Source organism: Thermus thermophilus, from assembly GCF_019974155.1.
Classification (GTDB): domain Bacteria; phylum Deinococcota; class Deinococci; order Deinococcales; family Thermaceae; genus Thermus; species Thermus thermophilus_C.
Map to the genome: position 1 here is coordinate 1,929,691 of NZ_AP025158.1, position 24,421 is coordinate 1,954,111.

The 24,421-nt window shown below is 69.1% G+C and carries 27 protein-coding genes, 1 rRNA gene and 1 pseudogene; 12 read left to right on the top strand and 17 right to left on the bottom strand.

The features are described from left to right. Nucleotides 1-83 precede the first annotated feature (83 nt). The 5 genes from TthTMY_RS10405 to TthTMY_RS10425 are packed head-to-tail and all read left to right on the top strand — an operon-like array spanning nucleotide 84 to nucleotide 4,702. A complete protein-coding gene (locus TthTMY_RS10405) occupies nucleotides 84-2,138 on the top strand; it encodes a heavy metal translocating P-type ATPase (protein ID WP_096411209.1) in 2,055 nt (684 codons plus the stop codon). A gap of 15 nt (nucleotides 2,139-2,153) precedes the next feature. Next, the gene (locus tag TthTMY_RS10410; protein ID WP_096411210.1) at nucleotides 2,154-3,368 is read left to right on the top strand and encodes an aminotransferase class V-fold PLP-dependent enzyme; all 1,215 of its coding nucleotides are present in this window, start codon (nucleotides 2,154-2,156) and stop codon (nucleotides 3,366-3,368) included. Nucleotides 3,369-3,375: 7 nt separating this feature from the next. Continuing rightward, nucleotides 3,376-3,792 carry a Fe-S cluster assembly sulfur transfer protein SufU gene (sufU, locus tag TthTMY_RS10415; protein ID WP_093006710.1) on the top strand — a complete coding sequence of 139 codons (417 nt, stop codon included), beginning with the start codon at nucleotides 3,376-3,378 and terminating at the stop codon, nucleotides 3,790-3,792. After that, on the top strand, nucleotides 3,789-3,995 hold the full coding sequence (locus TthTMY_RS10420) for a hypothetical protein (RefSeq protein ID WP_096411211.1): 207 nt from the start codon (nucleotides 3,789-3,791) through the stop codon (nucleotides 3,993-3,995). The genes sufU and TthTMY_RS10420 overlap by 4 nt, the downstream gene beginning before the upstream one ends. Next, nucleotides 3,992-4,702 carry an alpha/beta fold hydrolase gene (locus TthTMY_RS10425; protein WP_096411212.1) on the top strand — a complete coding sequence of 237 codons (711 nt, stop codon included), beginning with the start codon at nucleotides 3,992-3,994 and terminating at the stop codon, nucleotides 4,700-4,702. Before TthTMY_RS10420 ends, TthTMY_RS10425 begins: the two co-directional genes overlap by 4 nt. Here TthTMY_RS10425 and TthTMY_RS10430 read toward each other — a convergent pair. From TthTMY_RS10430 to TthTMY_RS10455, 6 genes are all read right to left on the bottom strand, one after another. Continuing rightward, entirely contained in the window at nucleotides 4,699-5,235 is a 537-nt protein-coding gene (locus TthTMY_RS10430) for a Uma2 family endonuclease (protein ID WP_096411213.1), read from the bottom strand. The genes TthTMY_RS10425 and TthTMY_RS10430 overlap by 4 nt on opposite strands. Before the next feature lie 113 nt (nucleotides 5,236-5,348). Then, nucleotides 5,349-6,317 carry an NAD(P)H-dependent glycerol-3-phosphate dehydrogenase gene (locus TthTMY_RS10435; protein WP_096411214.1) on the bottom strand — a complete coding sequence of 323 codons (969 nt, stop codon included), beginning with the start codon at nucleotides 6,315-6,317 and terminating at the stop codon, nucleotides 5,349-5,351. Then, entirely contained in the window at nucleotides 6,314-7,318 is a 1,005-nt protein-coding gene (locus TthTMY_RS10440) for a hypothetical protein (RefSeq protein WP_223903257.1), read from the bottom strand. Before TthTMY_RS10440 ends, TthTMY_RS10435 begins: the two co-directional genes overlap by 4 nt. A gap of 1 nt (nucleotide 7,319) precedes the next feature. After that, a complete protein-coding gene (gene pyrE / locus TthTMY_RS10445) occupies nucleotides 7,320-7,871 on the bottom strand; it encodes an orotate phosphoribosyltransferase (protein ID WP_096411215.1) in 552 nt (183 codons plus the stop codon). A 5-nt stretch (nucleotides 7,872-7,876) separates the two neighbouring features. Further along, a complete protein-coding gene (gene pyrF, locus TthTMY_RS10450; RefSeq protein WP_096413020.1) occupies nucleotides 7,877-8,650 on the bottom strand; it encodes an orotidine-5'-phosphate decarboxylase in 774 nt (257 codons plus the stop codon). 260 nt (nucleotides 8,651-8,910) lie between these two features. Continuing rightward, nucleotides 8,911-10,429 (bottom strand): 16S ribosomal RNA (locus TthTMY_RS10455). A 127-nt stretch (nucleotides 10,430-10,556) separates the two neighbouring features. Here TthTMY_RS10455 and TthTMY_RS10460 point away from each other — a divergent pair. Then, a complete protein-coding gene (locus tag TthTMY_RS10460; RefSeq protein WP_223903258.1) occupies nucleotides 10,557-11,222 on the top strand; it encodes a PIG-L deacetylase family protein in 666 nt (221 codons plus the stop codon). Further along, entirely contained in the window at nucleotides 11,213-11,632 is a 420-nt protein-coding gene (locus tag TthTMY_RS10465) for an archease (protein ID WP_096411216.1), read from the top strand. The genes TthTMY_RS10460 and TthTMY_RS10465 overlap by 10 nt, the downstream gene beginning before the upstream one ends. Here TthTMY_RS10465 and plsX read toward each other — a convergent pair. The 9 genes from plsX to TthTMY_RS10510 form a co-directional block, all read right to left on the bottom strand. Next, a complete protein-coding gene (gene plsX / locus TthTMY_RS10470; protein WP_096411217.1) occupies nucleotides 11,621-12,601 on the bottom strand; it encodes a phosphate acyltransferase PlsX in 981 nt (326 codons plus the stop codon). The genes TthTMY_RS10465 and plsX overlap by 12 nt on opposite strands. A gap of 2 nt (nucleotides 12,602-12,603) precedes the next feature. Next, nucleotides 12,604-12,936, bottom strand: a complete 333-nt coding sequence (trxA, locus tag TthTMY_RS10475) for a thioredoxin (RefSeq protein ID WP_096411218.1) — start codon at nucleotides 12,934-12,936, stop codon at nucleotides 12,604-12,606. A gap of 63 nt (nucleotides 12,937-12,999) precedes the next feature. After that, the gene (locus tag TthTMY_RS10480; protein ID WP_223903259.1) at nucleotides 13,000-13,377 is read right to left on the bottom strand and encodes a S1 RNA-binding domain-containing protein; all 378 of its coding nucleotides are present in this window, start codon (nucleotides 13,375-13,377) and stop codon (nucleotides 13,000-13,002) included. Nucleotides 13,378-13,417: 40 nt separating this feature from the next. Next, a complete protein-coding gene (gene folK, locus TthTMY_RS10485; protein ID WP_223903260.1) occupies nucleotides 13,418-13,897 on the bottom strand; it encodes a 2-amino-4-hydroxy-6-hydroxymethyldihydropteridine diphosphokinase in 480 nt (159 codons plus the stop codon). Then, nucleotides 13,894-14,907: a mannose-1-phosphate guanylyltransferase gene (locus TthTMY_RS10490; RefSeq protein ID WP_096411219.1), complete on the bottom strand. Its 1,014-nt coding sequence runs from the start codon at nucleotides 14,905-14,907 to the stop codon at nucleotides 13,894-13,896. The genes folK and TthTMY_RS10490 overlap by 4 nt, the downstream gene beginning before the upstream one ends. Beyond that, nucleotides 14,904-15,914 (bottom strand): glycosyltransferase family 4 protein, encoded by a 1,011-nt coding sequence (locus tag TthTMY_RS10495; RefSeq protein WP_172844646.1) that lies wholly within the window; start codon nucleotides 15,912-15,914, stop codon nucleotides 14,904-14,906. The genes TthTMY_RS10490 and TthTMY_RS10495 overlap by 4 nt, the downstream gene beginning before the upstream one ends. Continuing rightward, nucleotides 15,911-16,933 (bottom strand): mannosyltransferase, encoded by a 1,023-nt coding sequence (locus TthTMY_RS10500; RefSeq protein ID WP_096411220.1) that lies wholly within the window; start codon nucleotides 16,931-16,933, stop codon nucleotides 15,911-15,913. The genes TthTMY_RS10495 and TthTMY_RS10500 overlap by 4 nt, the downstream gene beginning before the upstream one ends. Further along, the gene (locus TthTMY_RS10505; RefSeq protein WP_096411221.1) at nucleotides 16,911-18,056 is read right to left on the bottom strand and encodes a glycosyltransferase family 4 protein; all 1,146 of its coding nucleotides are present in this window, start codon (nucleotides 18,054-18,056) and stop codon (nucleotides 16,911-16,913) included. Before TthTMY_RS10505 ends, TthTMY_RS10500 begins: the two co-directional genes overlap by 23 nt. A 220-nt stretch (nucleotides 18,057-18,276) precedes the next feature. Continuing rightward, complete coding sequence (locus tag TthTMY_RS10510; RefSeq protein ID WP_223903261.1) at nucleotides 18,277-18,987, bottom strand: hypothetical protein; 711 nt, start codon at nucleotides 18,985-18,987, stop codon at nucleotides 18,277-18,279. 151 nt (nucleotides 18,988-19,138) lie between these two features. On the opposite strand from TthTMY_RS10510, the gene lysJ reads away from it, so the two are divergent. The 5 genes and pseudogenes from lysJ to TthTMY_RS10535 all read left to right on the top strand — a co-directional run. After that, complete coding sequence (gene lysJ / locus TthTMY_RS10515; protein ID WP_096411222.1) at nucleotides 19,139-20,326, top strand: [LysW]-aminoadipate semialdehyde transaminase LysJ; 1,188 nt, start codon at nucleotides 19,139-19,141, stop codon at nucleotides 20,324-20,326. 4 nt (nucleotides 20,327-20,330) lie between these two features. After that, the gene (locus TthTMY_RS10520; protein ID WP_008633533.1) at nucleotides 20,331-20,534 is read left to right on the top strand and encodes a type II toxin-antitoxin system HicB family antitoxin; all 204 of its coding nucleotides are present in this window, start codon (nucleotides 20,331-20,333) and stop codon (nucleotides 20,532-20,534) included. Beyond that, nucleotides 20,531-20,770, top strand: a complete 240-nt coding sequence (locus tag TthTMY_RS10525) for a type II toxin-antitoxin system HicA family toxin (protein ID WP_096411223.1) — start codon at nucleotides 20,531-20,533, stop codon at nucleotides 20,768-20,770. The genes TthTMY_RS10520 and TthTMY_RS10525 overlap by 4 nt, the downstream gene beginning before the upstream one ends. Next, nucleotides 20,742-21,827 (top strand): [LysW]-lysine hydrolase, encoded by a 1,086-nt coding sequence (locus tag TthTMY_RS10530; protein ID WP_096411224.1) that lies wholly within the window; start codon nucleotides 20,742-20,744, stop codon nucleotides 21,825-21,827. The genes TthTMY_RS10525 and TthTMY_RS10530 overlap by 29 nt, the downstream gene beginning before the upstream one ends. Nucleotides 21,828-21,841: 14 nt before the next feature. Next, nucleotides 21,842-22,498: pseudogene (locus TthTMY_RS10535) on the top strand (GGDEF domain-containing protein); the annotation flags it as partial. 143 nt (nucleotides 22,499-22,641) lie between these two features. Here TthTMY_RS10535 and TthTMY_RS10540 read toward each other — a convergent pair. Further along, complete coding sequence (locus TthTMY_RS10540; protein WP_172844647.1) at nucleotides 22,642-23,253, bottom strand: DUF1641 domain-containing protein; 612 nt, start codon at nucleotides 23,251-23,253, stop codon at nucleotides 22,642-22,644. A gap of 9 nt (nucleotides 23,254-23,262) precedes the next feature. After that, nucleotides 23,263-24,396, bottom strand: a complete 1,134-nt coding sequence (locus tag TthTMY_RS10545) for an NAD(P)/FAD-dependent oxidoreductase (RefSeq protein ID WP_096411225.1) — start codon at nucleotides 24,394-24,396, stop codon at nucleotides 23,263-23,265. Nucleotides 24,397-24,421 lie beyond the last annotated feature (25 nt).

Below are 24,421 nucleotides of genomic sequence, written 5' to 3' on the forward strand. Positions count from 1 at the left end.
GCTTCCTTCCCGGCACGAGGCCGGACCTTCCACCCCCCCCCTCCTGGGGAAGGGTATATGCTTGGAAATAAGGAGGCGCTCGGATGAAGCACGAGAACCCTCACCACAAGCACTCCCACCCCCATTCCGAACCCCAGCACGCGCACCCCTCTGGGGGGCACGCTGCCCACACGGGCCACGACAAGCACGCCGGGCACACCCCGGAGATGTTCCGGGACCGCTTTTTCGTAAGCCTCCTCCTCACCCTCCCCATCCTCTACTTCTCCGAACACCTCCAAGATTGGTTCGGCTACCGGGCAGCCCAGTTCCCGGGAAGCGCCTGGGTGAACCCCGTCTTGGGGACGATCCTCTACTTCTACGGCGGCCTGGTCTTCCTAAAGGGGGCGCTTCGCGAGCTTCGGGCGCGCACCCCCGGGATGATGACCCTCATCGCCCTGGGGATCACCGCGGCCTACGGCTACAGCCTGGCCGTCTCCTTGGGCCTTCCGGGAAAGCCCTTTTACTGGGAGCTGGCCACGCTCATTGACGTGATGCTCCTCGGGCACTGGCTGGAGATGGCCTCGGTGCAGGCAGCAAGCCGGGCCCTGGAGGAACTCTCCAAGCTCACGCCCACCACCGCCCACCGGATCTTGGGCGACCGCATAGAAGACATACCCGTCTCCGCCCTCAAAGAGGGGGACCTGATCCTTATCCGCCCCGGGGAGCAGGTGCCGGCGGACGGGGTGGTGGTGGAGGGCGCTTCCACGATGAACGAGGCCTTCCTCACCGGGGAGTCCCGGCCCGTGCCCAAAGAACCGGGAGACGAGGTGATAGCCGGGGCGGTGAACGGGGAGGGCGCCCTCAAGGTCCGGGTCACCCGCACCGGGGAGGCCACCACCCTAAGCCAGATCCTGCGACTGGTACAGGAAGCCCAAGCCTCCCGGAGCCGCTTCCAGGTCCTGGCAGACCGGGTTGCGGGGTGGCTCTTCTACATCGCCCTTACCCTCGGCACCCTCACCTTCCTCGCCTGGCTCGCCCTGGGACAGGACTTCAACTTCGCCCTCTCCCTGGCAGTAACCGTGGTGGTCATCGCCTGCCCCCACGCCCTAGGCCTCGCCATCCCCCTGGTCATGGTGAACGCCACGGCCCTGGCTGCCCGGCACGGCATCCTGGTCCGGAACCGGGAAGCCTTTGAACGCGCCCGGGAGATCCGCTTCGTGGCCTTGGACAAGACCGGGACCCTCACCGAGGGGCGCTTCGCCGTTCGGGCGGTCTACGCCCAGGAGGCCTCGGAGGAGGAGGCGCTCTCCCTGGCGGCGGCCCTCGAGGCCCTCTCGGAGCACCCCCTGGCCCAGGCCATCCTCGAGGCCGCCCAGGCACGGGGTGTTCCCCTCCCCCAGGCCGCGGACTTCCAGGCCATTCCCGGAAAAGGGGTGGAAGGCGTCCTGGAAGGCAAGAGGTACCGAGTGGGCCGGCCCGAGTGGGCGGAGGAGCTCGGCCTAAAGGTCTCCGAGCCCTTGAAGCGGGGGCTTAAGGAGGCCGAGGCCCGCGGGGAAAGCGTGGTGGCCCTGATGGACGAGGCGCAGGTCCTGGCCTTCCTCGCCTTGGCCGACCGCATCCGCCCCTCCGCCAAGGAGGCCATCCAGCGCCTTAAGGCCATGGGGCTCACCCCGGTCATGATCACCGGGGACGCCGAGGCCGTGGCCAAAACCGTGGCCCAGGAGCTGGGGATAGAACGCTACCACGCCCGGGTCCTCCCGGAGGAGAAGGCCCGGCGGGTGCGGGAGCTCAAGCGGGAGGGCCCCACCGCCTTCGTGGGGGACGGCATCAACGACGCCCCCGCCCTCCTCGAGGCCGACCTCGGCATCGCCATCGGGGCGGGGACCCACGTGGCCATAGAGGCGGCGGACCTGGTGCTGGTGGAGAGCGACCCCCTGGACGTGGTCCGCGCCCTGACGCTCGCCCGGGCCACCTACGCCAAAATGGTGCAGAACCTCTTCTGGGCCACGGGCTACAACGCCATCGCCCTCCCCCTCGCCGCCGGGGTGGCCTACCCTTGGGGGATCGTCCTCTCCCCAGCGGTGGGGGCGCTTTTCATGAGCCTTTCCACCGTCATCGTGGCCCTAAACGCCATGCTCCTAAGACGGGTGCGGCTTTAAGGCTAAACTTAAGGCATGGACCTAAGCTCCCTGAGGGAGGACTTCCCCCTCCTCGCCAAGCGCCCCGAGCTCGTCTACCTGGACTCCGCCGCCACGAGCCAGAAGCCGAGGCGGGTCATAGAGGCCCTGAAGCGCTACTACGAGGAGCAAAACGCCAACGTCCACCGGGGGGCCTACCGCCTCTCCGTGGAGGCCACGGAGGCCTACGAGGAGGCGCGGCGCCGCCTGGCCCGCTTCCTCCACGCCGAGCCCCGGGAGATCGTCTTCGTGCGCAACACCACGGAGGCCATGAACCTGGTGGCCTACGCCTGGGGCCTTAGGAACCTTAAGGAGGGGGACGAGGTCCTGGTCACGGAGATGGAGCACCATGCGGGCCTCGTCCCCTGGCACCTGGTGGCGGGCCTCAAGGGGGCCAAGGTGAAGGCCATCCCCCTCACCGAGGAAGGCCGCCTGGACCTAAGCGCCTTGGACGACCTCCTCACGGAAAGGACCAAGGTGGTCTCCCTGGTCCACATGTCCAACGTCCTCGGCACCATCAACCCCGTGGCCGAGATCGCCAAGAAGGCCAAGGAAGTGGGGGCCCTCGTGGTGGTGGACGGGGCCCAGTCCGCCCCCCACCTCCCCGTGGACGTCCAGGCCCTTGGCGCCGACTTCTTCGCCCTTTCCGGGCACAAGATGCTCGGGCCCACGGGGGCCGGGGTCCTTTGGGGGCGGTACGAGGTCCTGGAGGGGATGATGCCCTTCTTGGGGGGCGGGGAGATGATCCGGGAGGTCCACGTGGACCGCTCCACCTACGCCCCCCCGCCCCAGCGCTTTGAGGCGGGCACCCCCCCCATCGCCGAGGCCATCGCCCTGGGCGAGGCCGCGGCCTACCTCATGGAAGTCGGGATGGAAAAGGTCTTCGCCCACGACCGGGCCCTTCTGGCGTACGCCCTAGAGCGCCTGGAGGAGGTGCCGCGCCTCCGGGTCTACGGGCCCAGGGGCGAGGACCGGGGCGGGGTCATCCCCTTCACCTTAGGCCGCCTCCACGCCCACGACCTCGCCACCTTCCTGGACCAGGAGGGGATCGCCGTGAGGGCGGGCCACCACTGCGCCCAACCCCTCCACCGGAAGCTCGGCCTTGCGGCCACCGCCCGGGCGAGCTTTTACCTCTACAACACGAAGGAAGAGGTAGACCGCTTCGTGGAAGCCCTCCTAAGGATAGAGGCCAAGTACCGGGCCTGGCTATAATGGACCAATGAGCGTCCTTGACGAGCTTTACCGGGAGATCCTCCTGGACCACTACCAGAGCCCCAGGAACTTCGGGGTTCTGCCCCAGGCCACCAAGCGGGCCGGGGGGATGAACCCCTCCTGCGGGGACCAGGTGGAGGTGATGGTGCTCCTGGAGGGGGACACCATCGCCGACATCCGCTTCCAGGGCCAGGGGTGCGCCATCAGCACGGCGAGCGCCTCCCTCATGACCGAGGCGGTAAAGGGCAAGAAGGTGGCGGAGGCTCTGGAGCTATCCCGCAAGTTCCAGGCCATGGTGGTGGAAGGGGCCCCCCCGGACCCCGCCTTGGGCGACCTCCTCGCCCTCCAGGGGGTGGCCAAGCTCCCCGCCCGGGTGAAGTGCGCCACCCTGGCCTGGCACGCCCTGGAGGAGGCCTTAAGGTGAAGCGCTACCCGGCCCACAAGGTGACGCCCCTCCTGGTGGCCCACCCCGACCTCATGGAGGCCTGGAAGGAGGCGGCCAAGGAGGGCCGGATCCGGGCCAAGACCCTGGGGCGGGAGAACGTGGTCATCGTGGAGGACCCAGGCCTCATCGCCCGCCTCGAGGCCTTGGGCCTCAAGGGCGAGCCCGTGGTGGAGGAAGCATGAGGGGCGTGGTCTTCCTGCACGCCTTCCCCTATAGCCCCAGGATGTGGGAGGGCGAGGTGGCCCTCCTCAAGACCCGTCTCCCCGTCCTCGCCCCCCACTACCTGGGCCTTTCCCTGGGGAAGGCCGCCGAGAAGGTGCTAGGGGAGATGGACGAGGCGGGGCTGGAGCAGGCGGTCTTCGTGGGGCTCTCCATGGGGGGGTACCTCGTCTTTGAGCTCTTCCGGAAGGCCCCGGAGCGCTTCTTGGGGATGGTCCTCTCCAGCACCCGGGCGGGGCCCGACAGCGAGGAGGCCAAGCGGAACCGCTACGCCCTAAGGGAGCGGGTCCTGAAGGAAGGGGTGGGCTTCCTGCCCGAAGCCCTCCTCCCAAGCCACCTGGGCCGAACCACCCAGGCCGCCAAGCCCGAGGTGGTGGGGAAGGCGAGAGCCCTCATCCTGGAGGCCTCCCCCGAGGCCGTGGCGGAAACCCTCGCCGCCCTGGCGGAAAGGCCCGACTCCACCCCCCTCCTTCCCCGGATGGGGGTGCCCGCCCTGGTCCTCGTGGGGGAAGAGGACACCCTCACCCCCCCGGAGGAAGCCAGGCGCATGTGGAAGGCCCTCCCCGACGCCCGCATGCTCATCCTCCCGGAGACGGGCCACCTGGCCAACCTGGAAAACCCCAAGGCCTTCCGCACCGCGCTTCTGGGCTTCCTCGCCGAGTTCTTTTAAAGCCGGAAGGCGTCCTCGAGGGAGAGGCGAAGGTCCAAACAGGGCACGTACACCTCCTCGGCCTCCTCCTCCACAAACCCCTCCGGGGTGAGGTGGTAGGCGGTGAAGCGGCACCTCTCCGGGTCCACCAGGAGGTAGACCTGGAGGCTATCCAGACTCAGGTACATGGCCCGTTTTTCCCTGCGGTCCAAGGCCTCGGTGGCGGGGGAGAGGACCTCCACCACGGCACAGGGGGCTTCCTCGTAGTACGGGTGGGGCGGGCCTTCCCCGCAGACCACCATCACGTCCGGGTAGTAGACCGCCTCGTCCCGGATGCGAAGCTTCATGTCGCTCATGTAGACCCGGCACCCCCGGGGCCTGGCCGCCTCCAGGAAGCGGGCGGCCACGTTCAGGGCCACGCGGTTGTGGAGGGCGCTGGCCCCGGCCATGGCGTAGGGAAAGCCCCGGTAGAACTCCCGCTTCACGGGGCTTTTCGCTTCCTCCTCCAGGTAGCGCTCCAGGGAAAGGGGCTTTCGGGCGAGCATTTTCTCCATGCTACCTCCGGACCCCCTCCCCTTTCGCTTCCTTCGCCCGGCTGGTCCGAGGAAGCCCCTTGAAAACCCTTTGCCGGGGCCCCCATGCCGGCGCAAGCCGGCATGGGGTGGCCTCACTCCTCCTTGGGCTCCCGGGCCATGAGGGCCCTGAGGGCCGCCAGAGGGTCCAGGCCCTCGTAGGCCACCCCGTGGACCGCCTCGGCGATGGGAAGCTCCACGCCCCGGGCCTTCCCCCAGGCCACCATGGCCTTCACCGCGTAGAGCCCCTCCACCACCCCCCGGTCCTCCAGACGCTCCCGGGCCTCCCCCCGCACGAGCCGCTCCCCCGCCCCGCGGTTTCGCGAAAGGGGGCTGTAGGCCGTGGCCAGGAGGTCCCCAAGGCCCGCAAGCCCGTAGAAGGTGGCCTCCTCTCCCCCAAGGGCGGTGCCGAAGCGGACCATCTCCTTAAGGCCCCGGGTGAGGAGGGCGGCCTTGGCGTTGTCCCCAAGCCTAAGCCCGTCCACCATCCCCGCCGCCAGGGCCAGGACGTTCTTCACCGCCCCCCCGAGCTCCACCCCCCGCCGGTCCCGGCCGGTGTAGACCCGGAAGGTGGGCCCGGAGAAGAGGGCCTGGACCCGCCGGGCGAGGTCCTCCGGCCCCGCGGCCACGCTCGCCGTGGGGAGGAAGCGGGCCACCTCCTCGGCGTGGTTGGGGCCAGAGAGGGCCACGGCGGGCCTTTGGGTCAGGGCCTCCACCACCTCCGAGGGCGTCCGGACCCCCTCCTCCTCGTAAAAGAGGCCCTTGGTGGCGGAGACGTACCAGGGGGCCGGGGGAAGGCCGGCCAAGGTCTCCCGGAGGGCCTTGGAGGGCACCGCCACCACGGCGAGCTCCGCCCCCTCCAGGGCCTCCTCGGGGTCGTGGGTGGGGTAGAGGTAGGCGGGAAGGGCCACCCCCGGGAGGTAGTCCCGGTTCTCCCGCATGACCTTCAGGGCCTCCGCCTGCTCCCTCCGCCGGGCCCAGAGGGCCGTGGGAACCCCTTTGCTGGAGAGGAGCACGGCCAAGGCCGTCCCCCAGGCCCCCGCCCCCAGGACCGCCACCCTCATAGGAGGAAGACCACCTCCCAGGCCTCGTACCAGGCGGCGGCGAGGAGGAAAAGCGCCCCCAGGTAGAAGGCGAGGAGAAGCCCCCTGAGCCCCGACCTGTACCCCTCCCTCCGGAGGGTCTTCGCCAGGAGCACGAGCCCCCCAAAGGTCACCAAGATGTAGGCCTGAAGCTCCAGGACCAGGGTGGGCAGGTGGAAGAGGAAGGCGTTCCCGAGAAGGGCCGGGGAGAGGGCGAAGCCAAAGGCGAAGTAGCGGAGAGCATTGAGGAGGAGCACGGGAACCCCGAAAAGCAGGGCAGGGAGGAACCCCGTGAGGAAAAGCCCCTGGCTGAAATTCCAGTGAAAGATGACCCCAGCGAGGACCAAAACGCCCTTCCCCACCGCCTCCCGGAGGCCGATGGCCTCCAAAGCGCCCCCGAAGAGGACCTGCACCGCCCGGGCGAGCTCGGGCATGGCGTAGGCGAGAAGGCTCCCCAGGGCGAAGAGGCCGTAGAGGAAGAGGTTGGTGAAGAGGTAAAGGCCCCTGTGGGAAAGGACCAAGGCCCAGGCCTCAAGAAGCCACGCCCGGAAGGGGGAGGGCCTGAGGAGGAGGAGGGCCCAGAAGAGGGAGAGGAGGAGAAAGCCCCACCCCGCAAGGGGGGTAAGGAGGTAGGCGGGCACCCCAAGCCCCTCGGGGCGGAAGTAGACCCGCCTGGCCTCCCCCCCTTCCAGGACCACCACCACCTCCCCCACCTCCTCCCCCAGGGCCGCCGGGAAGAAGACCCGGTTTCCCTCCACCTTCGGGGCCTGGAGGTTCACGGAAAGCCCCTCGGGAGGGGGAGGAAAGAGGGCGAAGCGCTCAAGGAGCCTCGGGGCCTCCTCCGGAGGGGCCCTAAGGACCTCCTCGAGGCTCGGGGAGAGCTCCCCCCTAAGCCAGCGGGCCACGGCCTCTTTGGCCGCTTCCTCCGGGCCCGCCAGGGCAAGGGAAAAGAGGGCGAGGAGAAGGGGGCTAAGCAAGCGCATCCTAGACCTCCTCCAAGGGCACCCCCTCCCGGCAGAGGGGGCAGGCCTCCTCGGGGTACTGGGGGAACTCCAAGGCGAGGAGGGCGCGGAAGGGCACCCCGAAGTCCACCCTCCCCCCGCTTCGGTCCACGATGGCCCCCACGCCCACCAGCACCCCGCCCAAGGCCTCCGCCGCCCGGATGGCCTTGCGGACGCTTTCCCCGGTGGTCACCACGTCCTCCACCGCCAGGAAGCGGTCCCCGGGGTTCACGGTGAGCCCCTTGCGGATGAGCATCCCCCCCCTCCCGTCCTTCTCGGCGAAGAGGGCCCGGGCCCCGAGGGCCTTCGCCACCACGAAGGAGAGGACCACGCCCCCGATGGCGGGGGCGATGACGAAGTCCACCCTCTCCTCCTCAAAGAGCTTGGCCAGGGCCTCCCCCACCGCCTCGGCGTAGAGGGGGTGCTGGAGGAGGGCCGCCGACTGCAAAAAGAGGGGGGAGTGGAGGCCCGACCTCAGGAGGAAGTGGCCCTCCAAAAGAGCCCCCGTCCTCCGGTAAAGCTCCAGGACGTCCATCCCCCCTACTCTACCAGAGCCTTCAAGAGGGCCTCCGCCGCCTCCAGGGCGGCCTTTAGGTCCGGCCTTCCTTCGGGGTAGTAGAGGGCCCGGCTCGCGGCGAGGAGAAGCCCCGCCCCCTTGAGGGGCCTTCCCCCCTGGGCCCCCACCCCGGGGAGGAGGAGGGGGGCGTGGGGCGCCCTTTCCCGCACCCCGGCCACGGCCTCCGGGTAGGTGGCCCCCACCACCATCCCCACCCGGCTCCAGGGGCCCTCCCGGTACCCTTCCCCCTCCCGCTCCAGGGCCTCGGCCAAGTGGAGGTAGAGGGGCCTCCCCTCCACGGGGAGGTCCTGGAGAAAGCCGGAGCCGGGGTTAGAGGTCTTCGCTAGGACGAAGACCCCGCCCCCCGTGCGGGAGGCCGCCTGGAAGAAGGGCTTGAGGGCGTCTAGGCCCAGGTACGGGTTCACGGTGAGGGCGCTTCCCGGGAAGGCCTCCAGGTAGGCCCGGGCGTAGGCCTCGGCGGTGGAGCCGATGTCCCCCCGCTTCCCGTCAAAAATCACGGGAAGCCCCATGACCCGGGAGGCGCTGGCGAGCTCCCATAGGAGGGCCATCCCCTCAGGGCCCAAGGCCTCAAAGAAGGCGAGCTGGAACTTGGCCGCCGCAAGGCGCGGGGCCAGGGCCTCGAGGAGCTCCAGGGTGTAGCGGCGGATGTGGGCCAAGGGCTCGGGGCCGTGGAGCTTGGGCCTCGGGTCCACCCCGAGAACGAGGGGCGGCCGGGAAAGGGCCTCCAGGAAGTCCATGGGCTTCACTATAGGGGTTGACGCCCCGAACGCCCAAGAGGACCCAGGCCCTTCTGCAAAACGCTGAAAGCACCGCGGGCTGGACCAGCACCTCGGGCCACCCCCACCCCGAGCCCTTACCCAACGTGCACGGCCTTTAAAAAAAGCCCCGCCGGGGCCTGGCCTCGGCGGGGAAAAAAAGCACCCCCCCAAGGGGGGTGCGCTGCCAGCGGAGCGGGGCGGCTTGAAAGCGCGGGAACAGGCTTTTGTTTGCTCCTTAGAAAGGAGGTGATCCAGCCGCACCTTCCGGTACAGCTACCTTGTTACGACTTCGCCCCAGTCACGGGCCCTACCCTCGGCGCCTGCCCGCAGGCTCCCGGCGACTTCGGGTAGAGCCCGCTCCCATGGCGTGACGGGCGGTGTGTACAAGGCCCGGGAACGTATTCACCGCGGCATGGCTGATCCGCGATTACTAGCGATTCCGGCTTCATGGGGTCGGGTTGCAGACCCCAATCCGAACTGGGCCCACCTTTTTGCGATTAGCTCCCCGTTGCCGGGTGGCTTCGCTTTGTAGTGGGCATTGTAGCACGTGTGTCGCCCAGGCCTTAAGGGCCATGCTGACCAGACGTCGTCCCCTCCTTCCTCCCGCTTTCGCGGGCAGTCCCGTTAGAGTGCCCGGCCGAACCGCTGGCAACTAACGGCGGGGGTTGCGCTCGTTGCGGGACTTAACCCAACACCTCACGGCACGAGCTGACGACGGCCATGCAGCACCTGTGCTAGGGCTCCCCTCGCGGGGCACCCCAGGCTTTCACCCGGGTTCCCTAGCATGTCAAGGCCTGGTAAGGTTCTTCGCGTTGCTTCGAATTAAACCACATGCTCCACCGCTTGTGCGGGCCCCCGTCAATTCCTTTGAGTTTCAGCCTTGCGGCCGTACTCCCCAGGCGGCGCGCTTAACGCGTTAGCTTCGGCCCCCAGGAGACCCAGAGACCTAGCGCGCATCGTTTAGGGCGTGGACTACCCGGGTATCTAATCCGGTTTGCTCCCCACGCTTTCGCGCCTCAGCGTCACGGGTGGACCAGGTGGCTGCCTTCGCCATCGGCGTTCCTCCCGGTATCTGCGCATTTCACCGCTACTCCGGGAATTCCACCACCCTCTCCCACCGTCTAGCCTGAGCGTATCCCACGCTCCCCCACGGTTGAGCCGTGGTCTTTCACATGGGACGCCCCAGGCCGCCTACACGCCCTTTACGCCCAGTGAATCCGGGTAACGCTCGCGCCCTCCGTATTACCGCGGCTGCTGGCACGGAGTTGGCCGGCGCTATTACCCCGGTACCGTCAGTCCCCTCATCGGGGGTTTCGTCCCGGGTTCAGGAGTTTACACCCCGAAGGGCTTCTTCCTCCAAGCGGCGTCGCTCCGTCAGGCTTGCGCCCATTGCGGAAGATTCCTAACTGCTGCCTCCCGTAGGAGTGGGGCCCGTGTCTCAGTGCCCCTGTGGCCGGCCACCCTCTCAGGCCGGCTACCCGTCGTCGCCTTGGTGGGCCATTACCCCACCAACTAGCTGATGGGACGCGGGCCCATCCGGAAGCGGGCAAAGCCCTTTGGACACGCCCCAAGGGGCGGGTCCACATGGGGGATTAGCCCGAGTTTCCCCGGGTTGTCCCCCTCTTCCGGGTAGGTCACCCACGCGTTACTCACCCGTCCGCCGCTGACCGCAGAGTAAAACCCCGCGGCCCGCACGACTTGCATGTCTTAGGCACGCCGCCAGCGTTCACCCTGAGCCAGGATCAAACTCTCCAACAAATCAACGCCCTAAAAGGGCGTAGGACGCAGATGCTTGGCCTGTTCCCGCGCTTTCAAGATCCCCCGCCGGCCCTGCCGGCGCAACTATGAATCTACCAAGCCCCCCTCCTTCTGTCAAGATGGGGGCATGGACCTCCTCGTGGTGGTGCCCCACCCGGACGACGAGAGCTTCGGCGCGGGCGGAGCCCTCCTCCTCGCCAAGGAGGCGGGGCTTAAGACCGGGGTCCTCACCCTGACCCGGGGGGAAGCCGGGAGAACCCTTGGCCTCTGTCCCCCGGAGGAGCTGCCCCGGGTGCGCGTGGAGGAGTTAAGGCGGGCTGCGGCCGTCCTCCAAGTGGACTACCTCGAGGTGCTGGACTACCCCAACGCCCTCCCCGAGGGCGCCCAGGGGGAGCGGGGGCCCGCCACGGGCCGGGGGCTCGCCGACCACCCCGAGGCGGTGGAGGCGATCCGAGGGCGGCTCCTCCGCCTCCGTCCCCGCTTCGTCCTCACCTTCCCCCCGGACGGCATCAACGGCCACCCCGACCACGTCGCGGCGAGCCGCTACGCCCGCGAGGCCGCCCAAGGCCTCGCCCAGGTGGTCTACCTGGTCCGCCCCGACGGGCCCTGGCCCGTGACCCACCGCCTCCGCCTCCCCGAGAGGGTCTTGGCGCGGAAGCTCCAGGCCATCGCCCAACACAAGACCCAGGCCCTCTCCGTGCTGAAGTTCCTGGAGATGTTCCCCGAGCGCCTCTGGACCGAGACCTTCCACCTGCCGGGCACCTCCGGTCTCCGGGAGGGACCGTGGTGGTGAAGCCCCTGGACCACACCGCCGACGTGGGGTTTGCCCTCGAGGCCCCAGGCCTGGAGGAGCTCTTTCAGGCGGCCCTGAAGGGCCTTCTAGACGTGATGTTCACCACCCCTCCCCAAGGGGGCAGGAGGCGGCGGCGCCTCAGGCTTTTCGCCGAGGACCTGGAAACCCTCCTCGTCCGCTTCCTCAACGAGCTGATCTACCTGATCCAGACCAAGGGCTTCGTCCCGGGAAGGGCCCGCATCCGGGTGGAGGAGGAAGAGGGCGGGTACCGCCTCACCGCCACCCTCTTCGGCGAGCCCTTCCAGGAGGGTTTCGGCTTCCAGGGGGAGGTGAAGAGCGCCACCTTCCACGGCCTCTCCGTCCGCAAGGAGGACGGCCGCTGGAAGGCTCAGGTCATCCTAGACGTGTAGGGCGGAAAGCCTCTGCCGCACCCGCTCTAGGAGGCCCGCCTCCACCATGGCCTTGGCCCGCAGAAGGGCGCTTTTCACCGCCAGGGCGTCGGCGGAGCCGTGCCCGATGAAGACCGCTCCCTCCACGCCGAGGAGGGGCATGGCCCCGTACTCGGCCGGGTCCACCCGGGCCTTCACCCGGGCGAGGGCCTCCCGGACCAGGAGGGCCCCAAGGCGCGCCCGGAAGGAGGAGGTCAAGGCCTCCTTGATCCAGGTGAGGAGGACCCGGGCCTCCCCCTCGGCGAGCTTCAGGGCCACGTTGCCCGTAAACCCATCGGTGACCACCACCTCCGTGGTCCCGAGGAAGATGTCCCGCCCCTCCACGTTGCCGTAGAACCGCTCGCCCAAGGCGGCCCGGAGCAGGGGGTAGGCCTCCTGGACGAGGGCGTTCCCCTTCCCCTCCTCCTCCCCGATGGAGAGGAGGCCCACCCTTGGGGCCAAAGCCCCGCCCGCCTCGGCGTAGGCCAAGCCCATGGCGGCGAACTGGACGAGGAAGGAAGGGCGGCAGTCGGCGTTGGCCCCTCCGTCCAGGAGGAAGGTGCGACCCCTGAGGCTGGGGAACTCCACGAGGAGGGCGGGCCGCTCCACCCCCTTCACCCGCCCGAGGACGAAGAGGGCGGCGGCCAGGGTGGCGCCGCTGTGCCCCATGGAGACCACCGCCTGGACCTCGCCCCGCTTGAGGAGCTCCATGGCTACCCTCACGGAGGCCCGGGGGCGGCGGCGGACCTCCGTGGCCGCCTCCTCCATGCGGATGTGGTCCGGGGCGTGCCAAACGGGAAGGTCGGCCCCCAAGCGGGCAAGCTCCGCCCGCACCTGGGCCTCGTCGCCCACCAGGAGGACCTCCACCCCCTCCCGGGCCGCGGCCACCGCCCCGGCCACCACCACCTGGGGGGCCCGGTCGCCCCCCATGGCGTCCAGGGCGATGCGCATCCTCAGGCGGTGGCGGGCAGGTGCTTCTCGATCTTGGCCTGGTAGTTGCGCTTGGGCTGGGCCCCCACCAGGACCTCCACCGGTTGGCCGTCCTTGAAGAGGATCACCGTGGGGATGCTCATCACCCGGTAGCGCATGGCGGTCTTGGGGTTCTCGTCCACGTCCAGCTTGGCCACCAAGAGCTTCCCCTCGTACTCTTTGGCGATCTCCTCCAGGACGGGGGCGATCATCCGGCAGGGGGCGCACCACTCCGCCCAGAAGTCCACCAGGACCAAGGGGTGTTGGCCGAGGGTCTCGTCAAAGTTCTGGTCGGTCACCTCAATGGGCTTCGCCATACCCCCCTACTCTACGGCAAACCCCCTGGGAGGACAACGCCCCGGGGGAGCCTTCCTCAGCCTTCAGCGCTTCTTCCGGCCGCCCTTTTTGCCCTTGCCCCCAAACCCTCCGGTGCCCCGGAGAAAGCTCTTGAGCTTGTTCTCAAACTCGGGGGATTGCTTGGGAAGCCGCCTGGGCCTAGGCGGGGGCGCGCCCCTTTCGGGGACCGGGATCAGGTCCTTGATGGAGAGGTCCAGCCGCCCCTTGGCGTCCCGCCCTTTAATGAGGACCTGGACGATGTCCCCCTCGTTGAGGTAGTCCCGGACGTTCGTCACGTACTCGTGGGCGATCTGGGAGATGTGGACCAGGCCCTGCTCCCCCCCTGCAAGCTCCACGAACGCGCCAAAGCTTACTACCCGCACCACGCGGCCTTCCACAACGGTTCCTGCTTCTAGTTCCACGTTCCTTCTCCTCGCGCGGAGTTCCCCCGCGGTGCCCCCACTATACCACATGGGGCCGGACCCCAGAAGGGTCCAGCCCCGCGAGAAGCTCGGCGAAGGTCCGGCCCAAGAGGGGGTGCCGCCCTTGGGGAACGAGGTCGCAAAGGGGCACGAGGACGAAGGCCCGCTCGTGAAGCCTCGGGTGGGGCAGCACCAGGTCCTCCTCCTCCAAGACGAGGTCCCCGTAGAGGAGGAGGTCCAGGTCCAGGGTCCTGGGGCCGTAGCGCTCCCTGCGCTCCCGCCCCAAAGCCCGCTCTATGGCGAGCATGGCCTCGAGGAGGCCCCTAGGGGGGAGGGCCGTCTCCACCTCGGCCACCAGGTTCAGGTAGGGGGGCTGGGGCGGGCCTAAAGGCTCGGTCTCATAGAGGGAGGAGAGGCGGAGGAGGCGGGTTTCCGGGAGGCGGGAGAGCCGGGAAAGCCCCTCCAAGAGGTAGGCCGCGCGGTCCCCGAGGTTGGAGCCCAAGGCCACGTAGGCCGTCATTCCTGGGCCTCGAGGCGTTTCACCACTTCCCGCACCTCCCGGGCCCGGTCCTTGGGGACCACCAGGACCTCGTCCCCCACCTTGGCCACCACCAGCCCGGAAACCCCCAGGGTGGCCACCACGCCCCGGTCGGCGTAGACCACGCACCCAAAGGTGTCCAGGGCCACGTGCCGCCCCTCCCCCAGGACCACGTTCTCGTGGGGGTCCTGGGAGAAGACCCGCTCCAGCGCCCGCCAGTTCCCCACATCGTCCCAGGGGAAGCGGCCGAGGACCACCCGCACCTTCTCCGCCTTCTCCATCACCCCGTAGTCAATGGAGATCTTGGGGAGGCCGGCGTAGACCTCCTCCAGAGAAGCCCCGGCGAGGAGGCGCTCCAGGGCCTCGTGGTGGCTCGGGAGGTGGCGCCGGAAGAGCTCGGCCATGGTGGCGGGGGCGAAGGCGAAGACCCCGCCGTTCCAAACGTAGCCCTTGCGGATGTACTCCAGGGCCTTGGCGTAGGAGGGCTTCTCCACGAACCCCTCTCCCCGGTACCAGGCCCCCTCCCTGGGACCCAGGCGGATGTAGCCGTACTCCGTCTCCGGGCGGGTGGGCCTCAGGCCCAGGGCCACCACAAAACCCTCCTCCGCCGCCTCCAGCATGGTGGCCAAGGCCTCCCGGTAGGCCTCGTCGTCCCCCACGTAGTGGTCGGCGGGGAGGACGAGGAGCCGCTCGGCCCCCTCCTTCAGGGCCTCGGCCACCCCCAAGAGCACCGCCCCCGCGGTGTCCCGGCCCAAGGGCTCCAGGAGGAGCCGGACCCCGTCCGCATAGGGACGGGCCGCCGCCTCCTGGTCCCGGCGCACGGCGAGGAGGGTGCGCTCGGGGGGAACGAGGGGGACGAGGCGCTCCAGGGTGGCCTCGAGGAGGGTCTTCCCCTCAAAGATGGGCAGAAAGGGCTTGGGGCGGTCCTCCCGGGAGAGGGGCCAAAGCCTCTCCCCGCGTCCGCCCGCCATCACCAGGGCGTAGGTCTTCACGCTCCCACCACCTTTCGGTAAAGCTCCAGGTAGTCCCGGGCCATGCGTTCCCGGGAGAAGCGGGCCTCCGCGTAGCGACGGATGGCCCAGCGGTCCAGGCGCCTCACGGCCTCCAGGTACTCCAAGGCCTCCTCCCAGTCCCTCACCAGAAACCCCGTCTCCCCGTGGCGCACCGTCTCGGGGAGGGCCCCTAGGGGCCTTGCCAGGACGGGGACGCCGCTCATCATGGCCTCCACCGGAGCAAGGCCGAAGGGCTCCTTAAAGTTTACAAAGTGGAGGAGGGCGATGGCCCCATCCAAGAGGGCCCTTCGGGTCTCGGGGTCCACGGGGCCCAGGAACTCCACCCCTTCCCCGAGCAGGGGGGCCACCTCGTTTTGGAAGTAGGCCTCGTCCTGGATGGGCCCGGCGATCTTCAGGGGAAGGCGCGACTTTCGGGCGAAGAGGATGGCCTCCCGGATGCCCTTGTCCGGGTGGATGCGGGAGAGGACGAGGAGGTGCCTCCCCCCCTCCCCCACCCGGAAGCGCCGCGGGTCCACCCCGTGGTGGACCACCCCCAGGTAGGGAAGGCCCGGGTCCTTGTCCGCCTCGGAGATGGCCACGTAGTGGACGTGGGGAAGGGCGGCGTAGCGGCGGTAGACCTTCTTGATCTTCTCGCTGGAGAAACCGTGGATGGTGGTGAGGACCGGGACCTTCACAAAGGGGGCGAAGTAGAGGGGCATGAAGTCGTAGTGGTTGTGGACCAGGTCAAACTCCCCCGCCTCCTCCATGGCGCGGGCGATGTGGAGGAACTCCTCCACCTTCCAGTCGGCCTCCCTGTCCTCCCAGAGGGGCTTCGCCGCGGTGCACCGCAGAGGCGCCCGGGTCTCGGCGTCGCAGGTGGCGTAGAGGACCACCTCCACCCCGAGGTCCAGAAGGGCCTCGGTGAGGTCGTAGACCACCTGTTCCCAGGGTCCGTACCGCCTGGGGGGAACCCGCCAGGCGATGGGGGCCAGCATGGCCACCCTCACGGCCGCCCTCCCAAGGCGAAGACCCGCCCCAGGGCCACGCCCTCGTCCACCTGGGGGAAGACCCCCTGGACCAGGGCCTGCCAGGCGAGGAGGTAGGCGAGGAGGGCCTCCGCCCCGCGGTTTTGGTTGGGGCCGTGGGGGGTGAGGCCGTCCATGGGGCCGAAGGCGTCCACCAGGGGGGCACGGAGGCGGTTCCGCCCGTGGAACCAGAGGAAGGCCACCTCGGCGAGGACCCGCTCCCCGAAGCGCAGGTGGGCGAGGAGGGCGCACTTGGCCTCAATGGGCTGCTGGTCAAAGAGGGGCTTATCCCGGCCCCGGGCCATGAAGCGGTTGCCCACGGGGTCAAAGAAGAGGCCCTCCTCCCCCGGGGTGAAGTAGTGCTCCTTGAGGAAGGCGAGGGCCCTCCGGGCCAGGGCCACCGCCTCTTGGCGGCGGAAGGCGAGGCCGTAGGCGTACAGGGCCTCCACAGGGCGGTGGTTGGCGTAGGTGAGGGGGCCGGGGTAGGGCCAGGCGGGCTCGGCCTCCCGGAAGGCGCGAAGGAGCCCCTCCCCTAAGGCCTCGGCCGCCTCGAGGAAGGGCTCCTTGGGCAGGGCGAGAAGCCCGAGGAGGGCGTAGGCCCGCCCCCTCAGGGAGGTGAAGCCCTCGAGGGCGGGAAGGGCCCGGAGAAGGGCCTCCCGGGCGGGGCCCGCGTAGGGGGGAGGAAGCCTCTGGGCAGCGGCGAGGGCGAGGACGGCCCGGCCCGTGGGGTCCTCCGCCTCCCCCTCGTCCTCAAAGCGGCCGTCCAGGGTGAGGCCGTTCCGGAAGCGGCCGTCCTCCTTCTGCATGTGGAGGAGGAAGGCGAGGTAGGTCCGCACAAGCCCCTCGTCCCGGGCCCCCTCGGGGAGGAGGCTGAGGTAGAGGAGGGCCCGGGCGTTGTCGTCCGTGGTGTACCCCTCGCCGAGCCTGGGCACCCCGTGGTGGGCGTGCTCCAGAAGCCCGCGGGCGTCGGTCAGGCCCCTAAGCCACCCGAGGCCGAACATCCGCCACCTCCTCCAAAAGCCGCCGGTAGGCCCGGGCCACCCGGGGCCAGGTGAAGTCCCGGGCGTAGGCGTAGGCCCGCTCCTCCATCTCCCTCAGGCGCTCGGGGCTTTCCGCGAGGGCCAAAACCGCCTGGGCCCAGGCCTCCTCTTCCAGGGGAAGCAAGACCCCTCGGCCCGCAGCGAGGGCGGCGCGGGCGTGCCAGAAGGGGGTGGAGAGGACGGCCTTGCCCAGGGCCAGGGCGTAGGAGAGGGTCCCGGAGGAAACCTGCCCCAGGTTGGGGTAGGGCAGGAGGAAGAGGTCCGCTGCCCCCGCCAGGCGGTAGAGCGCTTCCTCGGAGAGGTACCCCTCCCTCAGGACGAAGGCCTCCCCCACCCCCAGGGCCTCGGCCATTTCCAGCACACGCTCCAGATACTGCCGCCCCTCGCGCCGCTCCAGGTTCGGGTGGAGCCTTCCCGCCACCAGGTAGCGGACCCTGGGGTTGTGGGGCAGGACGCGGGCGAGCACCCTCAAGGCGAACTCCAGCCCCTTACCGGGCCCAAGGAGGCCATAGGTGAAGAGGAGGAAGGCGCCCTCCAGCCCCAAGGCCCGCTTCAGGGCCTCCTTAGGGGGCCGCGGAAGATCGGGGACCCCGTGCGGAATGTGGGCCACGGGGATCCGCACCCCCAAGTTCCGCAGGAAACCTTCCCCTTCCGGGTGGAGGGCGACGAAGGCCTGGGCCCTCTCGGCCATGCCCCGGAGAAGGCCCTGCATGTAGCGGAGGTCCTCCTCGCCGAGCCCGGGGGGCGGGGCCTGGAGAAGGGTGTGGAGGACCACCAGCTTGGGACCCCGGGCCTCGAGGAGGTCCAGGACGTAGTCGCCCCACTTCCCGCCGTAAAGCCCGTACTCGTGCTGGAGGATCACCGGCCCCCGGAGGAGGCGCGCCAAGGCCCTGTACCCCTCCCGGTCCTCCCTGGCCACCACCCGGACCACCTCCTCAGGGAAGGGCAGGGCCACCTCCTCGGGGTGGGCCACCACCGCCACCTGGGAAGGCACCCCTTCCCGCAAGAGGGCCTCCCGCAGGTCGCGGTTAAAGGTGGCGATGCCGCAACGGATGGGAGGATAGGTGCCCACCAGGGTCAGCATGCCCGACCTCCGGTCCGTTTAAGGGGATACGCCCCCTTATCAACTAAGTATAGCACATATGCTAATGATGTGCTCAATCAACATGCGCCAAACAGACCCTGCAGCCGCCCCACCCCTACAGGGGAAAGACCAGGGTGAGGTCCAGGAGGTTATACACGAGGCCATAGAAGTCTCCCAAGCTCCGCTCCGCCGAAACCCGGAAGGGGGCCTGCAAGCGGAGCTAGCCCTCCATCCTTTCTCCCAGACGGAAGCGGTAGCCCAGGTAGGGGAAGGCCATCCAGGTGTCCCCCAAACCGTAGCCCGTCCCCAGGCCGAAGAAGGCGTCCCCCAGGTAGGCGTGGGCGCCCAAAGCGGGCCAGAGGGCCCCAAAGCCCAAGAAGGCCCAGCCGCCAAGCCAGAGGGCGTAGCCTTCCTCCTCGTAGGCCAGGGCCGCGACCACAGGCGTGCCGACAGGGATGGGCACGTACAGGCGGAAGCGGCGCTCGGGGTCAAGGGCAGGCGTGAAGGCCTCCCGCCCGGAGGGGTAGTAGCGAAGGCCAATCCCGAAGTGGGGCCCGCCGACGTCTAGGACCGGGCCCATGCCCTCCAGGAAGACCGCAAAACCCTCGCCCAAGAAGGCCTCGAGGCCCACGAGGCCGGAAACGCGCCTCCCGCCATGCCCCACCTCCACTCCAAGCCCCAGGTAGTAGGCCCCGGGGAGGCCGAGCCCCATAAAGCCCAAAGGGGAAAAGAGGGGATTGGTAAGCCCTTCCCGGCGCAGGTGGAGGTGGGCGCTCGCCTCCAGGTTGTGGTCCACCCCCACCCGCCACCAAAACCCAGCGGGAAAGGCCTGACCGAAGCCGAAGACGTTCCTGTCCACCGCACTAAGGCCGAAAAAGCTCTGGGCCTGGGCCAGGGCCAGGAAGAGGAAAAACGCCGACCACCTTCGCATGCGTCCATGTTACCGGGGCCGCGGTTGACACCCCACCCACCCTCCCCCTAGGCTTAAGGGGAGATGCGCGCCCGGGGCAAAAGCTGAGCCCGCCTGGGAAGCCTGGCTTCCCGGGCGGCCCCCCGGGGCTTTTCTTTATGGAGGTGCGGGCGTGGAGACGAGAACCCTGGAAGACTGGCGGGCCCTTCTGGAGGCGGAGAAGACCCTGGACACCGGGGTCTACACCAAGCACGACCTCCTCCTCGTCCGGGGCCAAGGCGCGAAGGTGTGGGACGCCGAGGGGAACGAGTACATAGACTGCGTGGGGGGCTACGGGGTGGCCAACCTGGGCCACGGCAACCCCGAGGTGGTGGAGGCGGTGAAGCGGCAGGCGGAAACCCTCATGGCCATGCCCCAGACCCTCCCCACCCCCATGCGGGGGGAGTTCTACCGCACCCTCACCGCCATCCTCCCCCCGGAGCTCAACCGGGTCTTCCCGGTGAACTCCGGCACCGAGGCCAACGAGGCCGCCCTCAAGTTCGCCCGGGCCCACACGGGCAGGAAGAAGTTCGTGGCCGCCATGCGGGGCTTCTCGGGAAGGACCATGGGAAGCCTCTCCGTCACCTGGGAGCCCAAGTACCGGGAGCCCTTTTTGCCCCTGGTGGAGCCCGTGGAGTTCATCCCCTACAACGACGTGGAGGCCCTTAGGCGGGCCGTGGACGAGGAGACGGCGGCGGTGATCCTGGAGCCCGTGCAGGGGGAAGGGGGCGTGCGCCCGGCCACGCCGGAGTTCCTGAAGGCCGCCCGGGAGATCACCCAGGAGAAGGGGGCCCTCCTCATCTTGGACGAGATCCAGACCGGCATGGGCCGCACGGGGAAGCGCTTCGCCTTTGAACACTTCGGCATCGTCCCCGACATCCTCACCCTGGCCAAGGCCCTAGGGGGCGGGGTGCCCCTGGGGGCCGCGGTCATGCGGGAGGAGGTGGCGAGGAGCATGCCCAAGGGGGGGCACGGGACCACCTTCGGGGGGAACCCCCTGGCCATGGCCGCCGGGGTGGCCGCCATCCGCTACCTGGAGCGGACGCGGCTTTGGGAGAGGGCCGCGGAGCTTGGCCCATGGTTCATGGAAAGGCTCAGGGAAATCCCCTCCCCCAAGATCCGGGAGGTGCGGGGCATGGGCCTCATGGTGGGGCTGGAGCTCAAGGAGAAGGTGGCCCCCTATATCGCCAGGCTGGAGAAGGAGCACCGCGTCCTCGCCCTCCAGGCGGGCCCCACGGTGATCCGCTTCCTGCCGCCCTTGGTCATTGAAAAGGAAGACCTGGAGCGGGTGGTGGAGGCGGTGCGGGCGGTGCTAGCATAGGGAGATGAGGCGGCGTTACCGCGTGGTGGTGGAGCGGGACGAGGAGGGCTACTTCGTGGCCCACGTGCCTGAGCTCCACGCCCACACCCAGGCCCAAAGCTTTGAGGAGCTCCTCCGGCGCCTGCAGGAGGCCATCGCCGTATCCCTGGAGGAGGAGAGGGCGGAAGTCGTAGGCCTGGAGGGCGCGCTGGAAATTGAAGCGGCGTGAGCCCCCGCCTCATCCCCATCACCGGCCAGGAGCTTGTCCGCCTCCTGCAGGAGGAGGGGTTCCAGGTGGTGCGGGTCCGGGGAAGCCACGTGCGCCTTCGGCACCCCGACGGCCGGGCCACCACGGTACCCGTGCACCCGGGGGAGACCCTAAGGCCGGGAACCCTCCTCGCCATCCTCAAGGACGTGGGCTGGAGCAAGGAAACCTATGAGCAAAAGTGCCTTGGATCCCGTTGAGTTCCTAAAGGGGGCCCTGGAGATCCCCTCCCCATCCGGACAGGAGCGGCCCGTGGCCGAGTACCTGGCGGAGGGGATGCAAAAGCTGGGCCTCAAGGGCTTCGTGGACGAGGCGGACAACGCCCGGGGCCAGGTGGGGGAAGGCCCCGTCCAGGTGGTCCTCCTGGGGCACATTGACACCGTACCCGGCCAGATCCCCGTGCGCCTGGAAGGAGGCCGGCTCTTCGGCCGGGGAGCGGTGGACGCCAAGGGGCCTTTCGTGGCCATGATCTTCGCCGCGGCGGGGCTTTCCGAGGAGGCCAGAAGGCGCCTCACCGTCCACCTCGTGGGGGCCACGGAGGAGGAGGCCCCAAGCTCCAAGGGAGCAAGGTTCGTGGCCCCCCGCCTCAGGCCCGACTACGCGGTGATCGGGGAGCCCTCGGGCTGGGAGGGGATCACCCTGGGGTACAAGGGAAGGCTTCTGGTGAAGGCCCGGCGGGAGAAGGACCACTTCCACTCGGCCCATCACGAGCCCAACGCCGCCGAGGAGCTCATCAGCTACTTCGTGGCCATCAAGGCCTGGGCCGAGGCCATGAATGTGGGCCAACGGCCCTTTGACCAGGTGCAGTACACCCTCCGCGACTTCAAGGTCCACCCTGCGGAGCTCAGACAGGTGGCGGAGATGTTCTTTGACCTGCGCCTTCCCCCGAGGCTTCCCCCCGAGGAGGCCATCCGCCACCTCACGGCCTACGCTCCCCCCACGATTGAGCTGGAGTTCTTCGGCCGTGAGGTCCCCTACCAGGGGCCTAAGGACACCCCCCTCACCCGGGCCTTTCGCCAGGCCATCCGCAAGGCCGGGGGAAGGCCCGTCTTCAAGCTGAAGACCGGCACCAGCGACATGAACGTCCTGGCCCCGCACTGGAAGGTGCCCATGGTGGCCTACGGCCCCGGGGACTCCACCCTGGACCACACCCCCTACGAGCACGTGGAGGTGGCGGAGTTCCTTAAAGGGATTGAGGTGCTGAGGGGGGCCCTCGAGGCCCTGGCGCAAACGCACGCGGGGGAGAAAGAGGGGTAGGCTAAGCTAAACGCGTGATCCTCCCCTCGCTGGCCCTGCCCCTCCTGGTCCTCCTCGCCCTCTACCCCCCCACCGCCCCCTGGAGCGAGCGCTTCCTCACCCCCCTGGTCGCGGTGGGATGCGGCCTCTACCTCCTGAGGCGGCGGGAGAACCTCCCCTGGGGCCTGGGCCTTCTCCTCTGGGGGTTAGGGGACCTGGTGTGGGCCCTCGAGGACCTGGCCGCCTCCCCCCGGGGCTTCCTCTGGGAGTCCCCCCACCTCGCGGGCTACCTGGCCCTGACCTACGCCCTGTGGCGCCTGCCCCCTAGACCCCCAAGGCTCACCCTGGGCCTCCTTCCCCTAGGGCTTCTGGGGCTTTTGGCCCTCCTCCACCCCGAGCTGGGGATGGACCGGCTCTACGTGGCCTGGGACGCCCTTCTCCTCCTTCTTCTCCTCCCCAGGCTTGAGGGGCTTTTCCAGGAGCGCTTCCAGCCGGGCCGGGCCCTCCTTGGGGTGGGGGTTCTCCTCGTGCTGGTGGCGGACCTGGCCCACGGCTACCTGGAGGCGATGGGGGGCTACCCCACGGGCCACCCCCTCCACCTTCTTTACCCCCTGGGCTACCTCCTCCTCGCCTTGGGGGTGGAGGTCCAGAACGTCCCCACCTTTCCCGCCCTGGTCCTGGGCCTCGGGGGGCCGGAGGAAAGGGAAGCCCTGGAGGCGTGGATCCTCAAGGCCGACTACGCCCTCCTCCGGGTTAAGGAAACGGGGCGGGACCGGGTGACCCTGGCCTAAGCACCCCACCGCAGCGAAAGCCGCGGTGGGGGCCCCAGGAAGGGCTACTTCTTGGGCATCATCTTGGCCATCATGGCCTCGAGGGCCTTCCGCTCCTCGCTCATGTGGCCGAAGGCCTTGCCCAGGGCCTTAAGGAGGAGGAAGAGCACCCCCAGGGCCTGCTGCACCTCGGGGTCGGAAAGCTGCTTGAAGAGCCCGGCGAGGCCCACCCGGGGCGGGTCTTGCATCACCTCAGGGGTGAAGGTCTCCGCCAGGCCCTTTTGCAGGGCCCCCGCCATCATGCCCACCGCGGCGGGCTCAATGCGGGAAAGGAGGTCCAAGACGTTGGCCCCGTGGGAGACAAGGCGGAGGAGCTGGGGCTCCATGAGCATCCCCAGGCCCTCCCCGAAGTTCTCCGAGAGGTGCCCGAGGAAGGCGAGGGCCCCGGACTTGTCCAGCTTCTCCAGGGTCTCGGCCAGCTTCTCCAGGGCCTCCGCCTGGTCCAGGAAGCGGGCCAGGAGGGAGACGAGCTGGAGGTTCTTGGGGTCCATGAGGAGGCCCAGGTTCTCGGCAAGGGTCTCCCCCACCTCCATCCGAGCGAGGAGGGCGAGGCCGCTTTTTTCCAGGACCTCCTCAATGCGGTCTAGGCGTTCTTCCACCGTCAAGGTCTTCTCCATGGCCGCCTCCTACTCAATCAGCGTGGCGAACCAGAAGCCTTCAAAGAGCATCTTGGTCACCCGCACCCACTTGCCCACGGCCATGACCCCGCAGGAGGGCATGCCCGTACCCGCCAGCACCCGGTCAAAGGCGCACTGGGGCAGGAGGGCGTTGTCGCCGAAGTCCATGATGCACATGGCCACGGGGTTGAAGGGCTCGCCGATGTAGGCCCCCTTGAGGTCGGAGGCGATCACCCCGGCCACGTACTCCCCCTGGAAGTGGGCCACCACCCCGGCCGGGGGAAGCATGAGGGCGGGGTTCACCGTGTCCCCGATGACGAAGACGTTGGGGAACCTGGGGGAGCGGAAGGTCATGCGGTCCACCTCGGGGAAGCCCTGGGGCCCGGCGAGGGGGCTTTCCCGCACCACCCGGTTGGGGGCGAAGGGGGGAGTGAGGATGAGGAGGTCGTAGGAAAGCTCCCGGCCGTCCTTGGCCTTGACCTTTCCCCCCGCGAACTCCACCGGCTCAAATCCCCCGTGGAAGGCGATGCCCTTGGACTTCAGGATCTCCAAGACCTTCCCCGAGATCACCGGCCCCATGCCCGCCAGGGGCGCGGGGTTGATGTGGAAGACCTCCACGGTGCTCTTTCCCCGCACCCCCTTGACCTTAAGGGCGAACTCCACCTGCCCTGCCACCTCGTAGGGCGCCGGGGGGCAGGGGTAGTAGGGGGAGGAGACCCCCACCACCACTTTCCCGCCCTTGAAGGCCCGCAAGGCCTCCCGGAGTTTCAAGGCCCCCTCCAGGCTCCAGGGAGCATGGCCGTCGGGGGCCGGAGAGGGCAAGGCCTCGGCCCCCAAGGAAACGATGAGGTAGTCGTAGGCGAGCTCCCCGGCGGTGGTCTTCACCTTGTTGTGGGCCGGGTCCAGGGCCTCCACCGTGGCCTGCAGGTACTGGATGCCCCGCTTCTCCAGGTTGGCCAGAGGGCGGCGGATGTCCTCGGGCTCCCGCATGCCGAAGGCCACCCAGGGGTAGGCGGGCATGAACTCGTGGTGGGTGTTCCGGTCCACCAGGGTGACCTCCACCTCCTTCCCCAGAAGCCGCTTCACCTTGTTCGCCGCCACCAGGCCGCCGGAGCCACCGCCCAAAACCAGAACCCTCGTCATCCTTCACCTCCCGGATACGCGTACC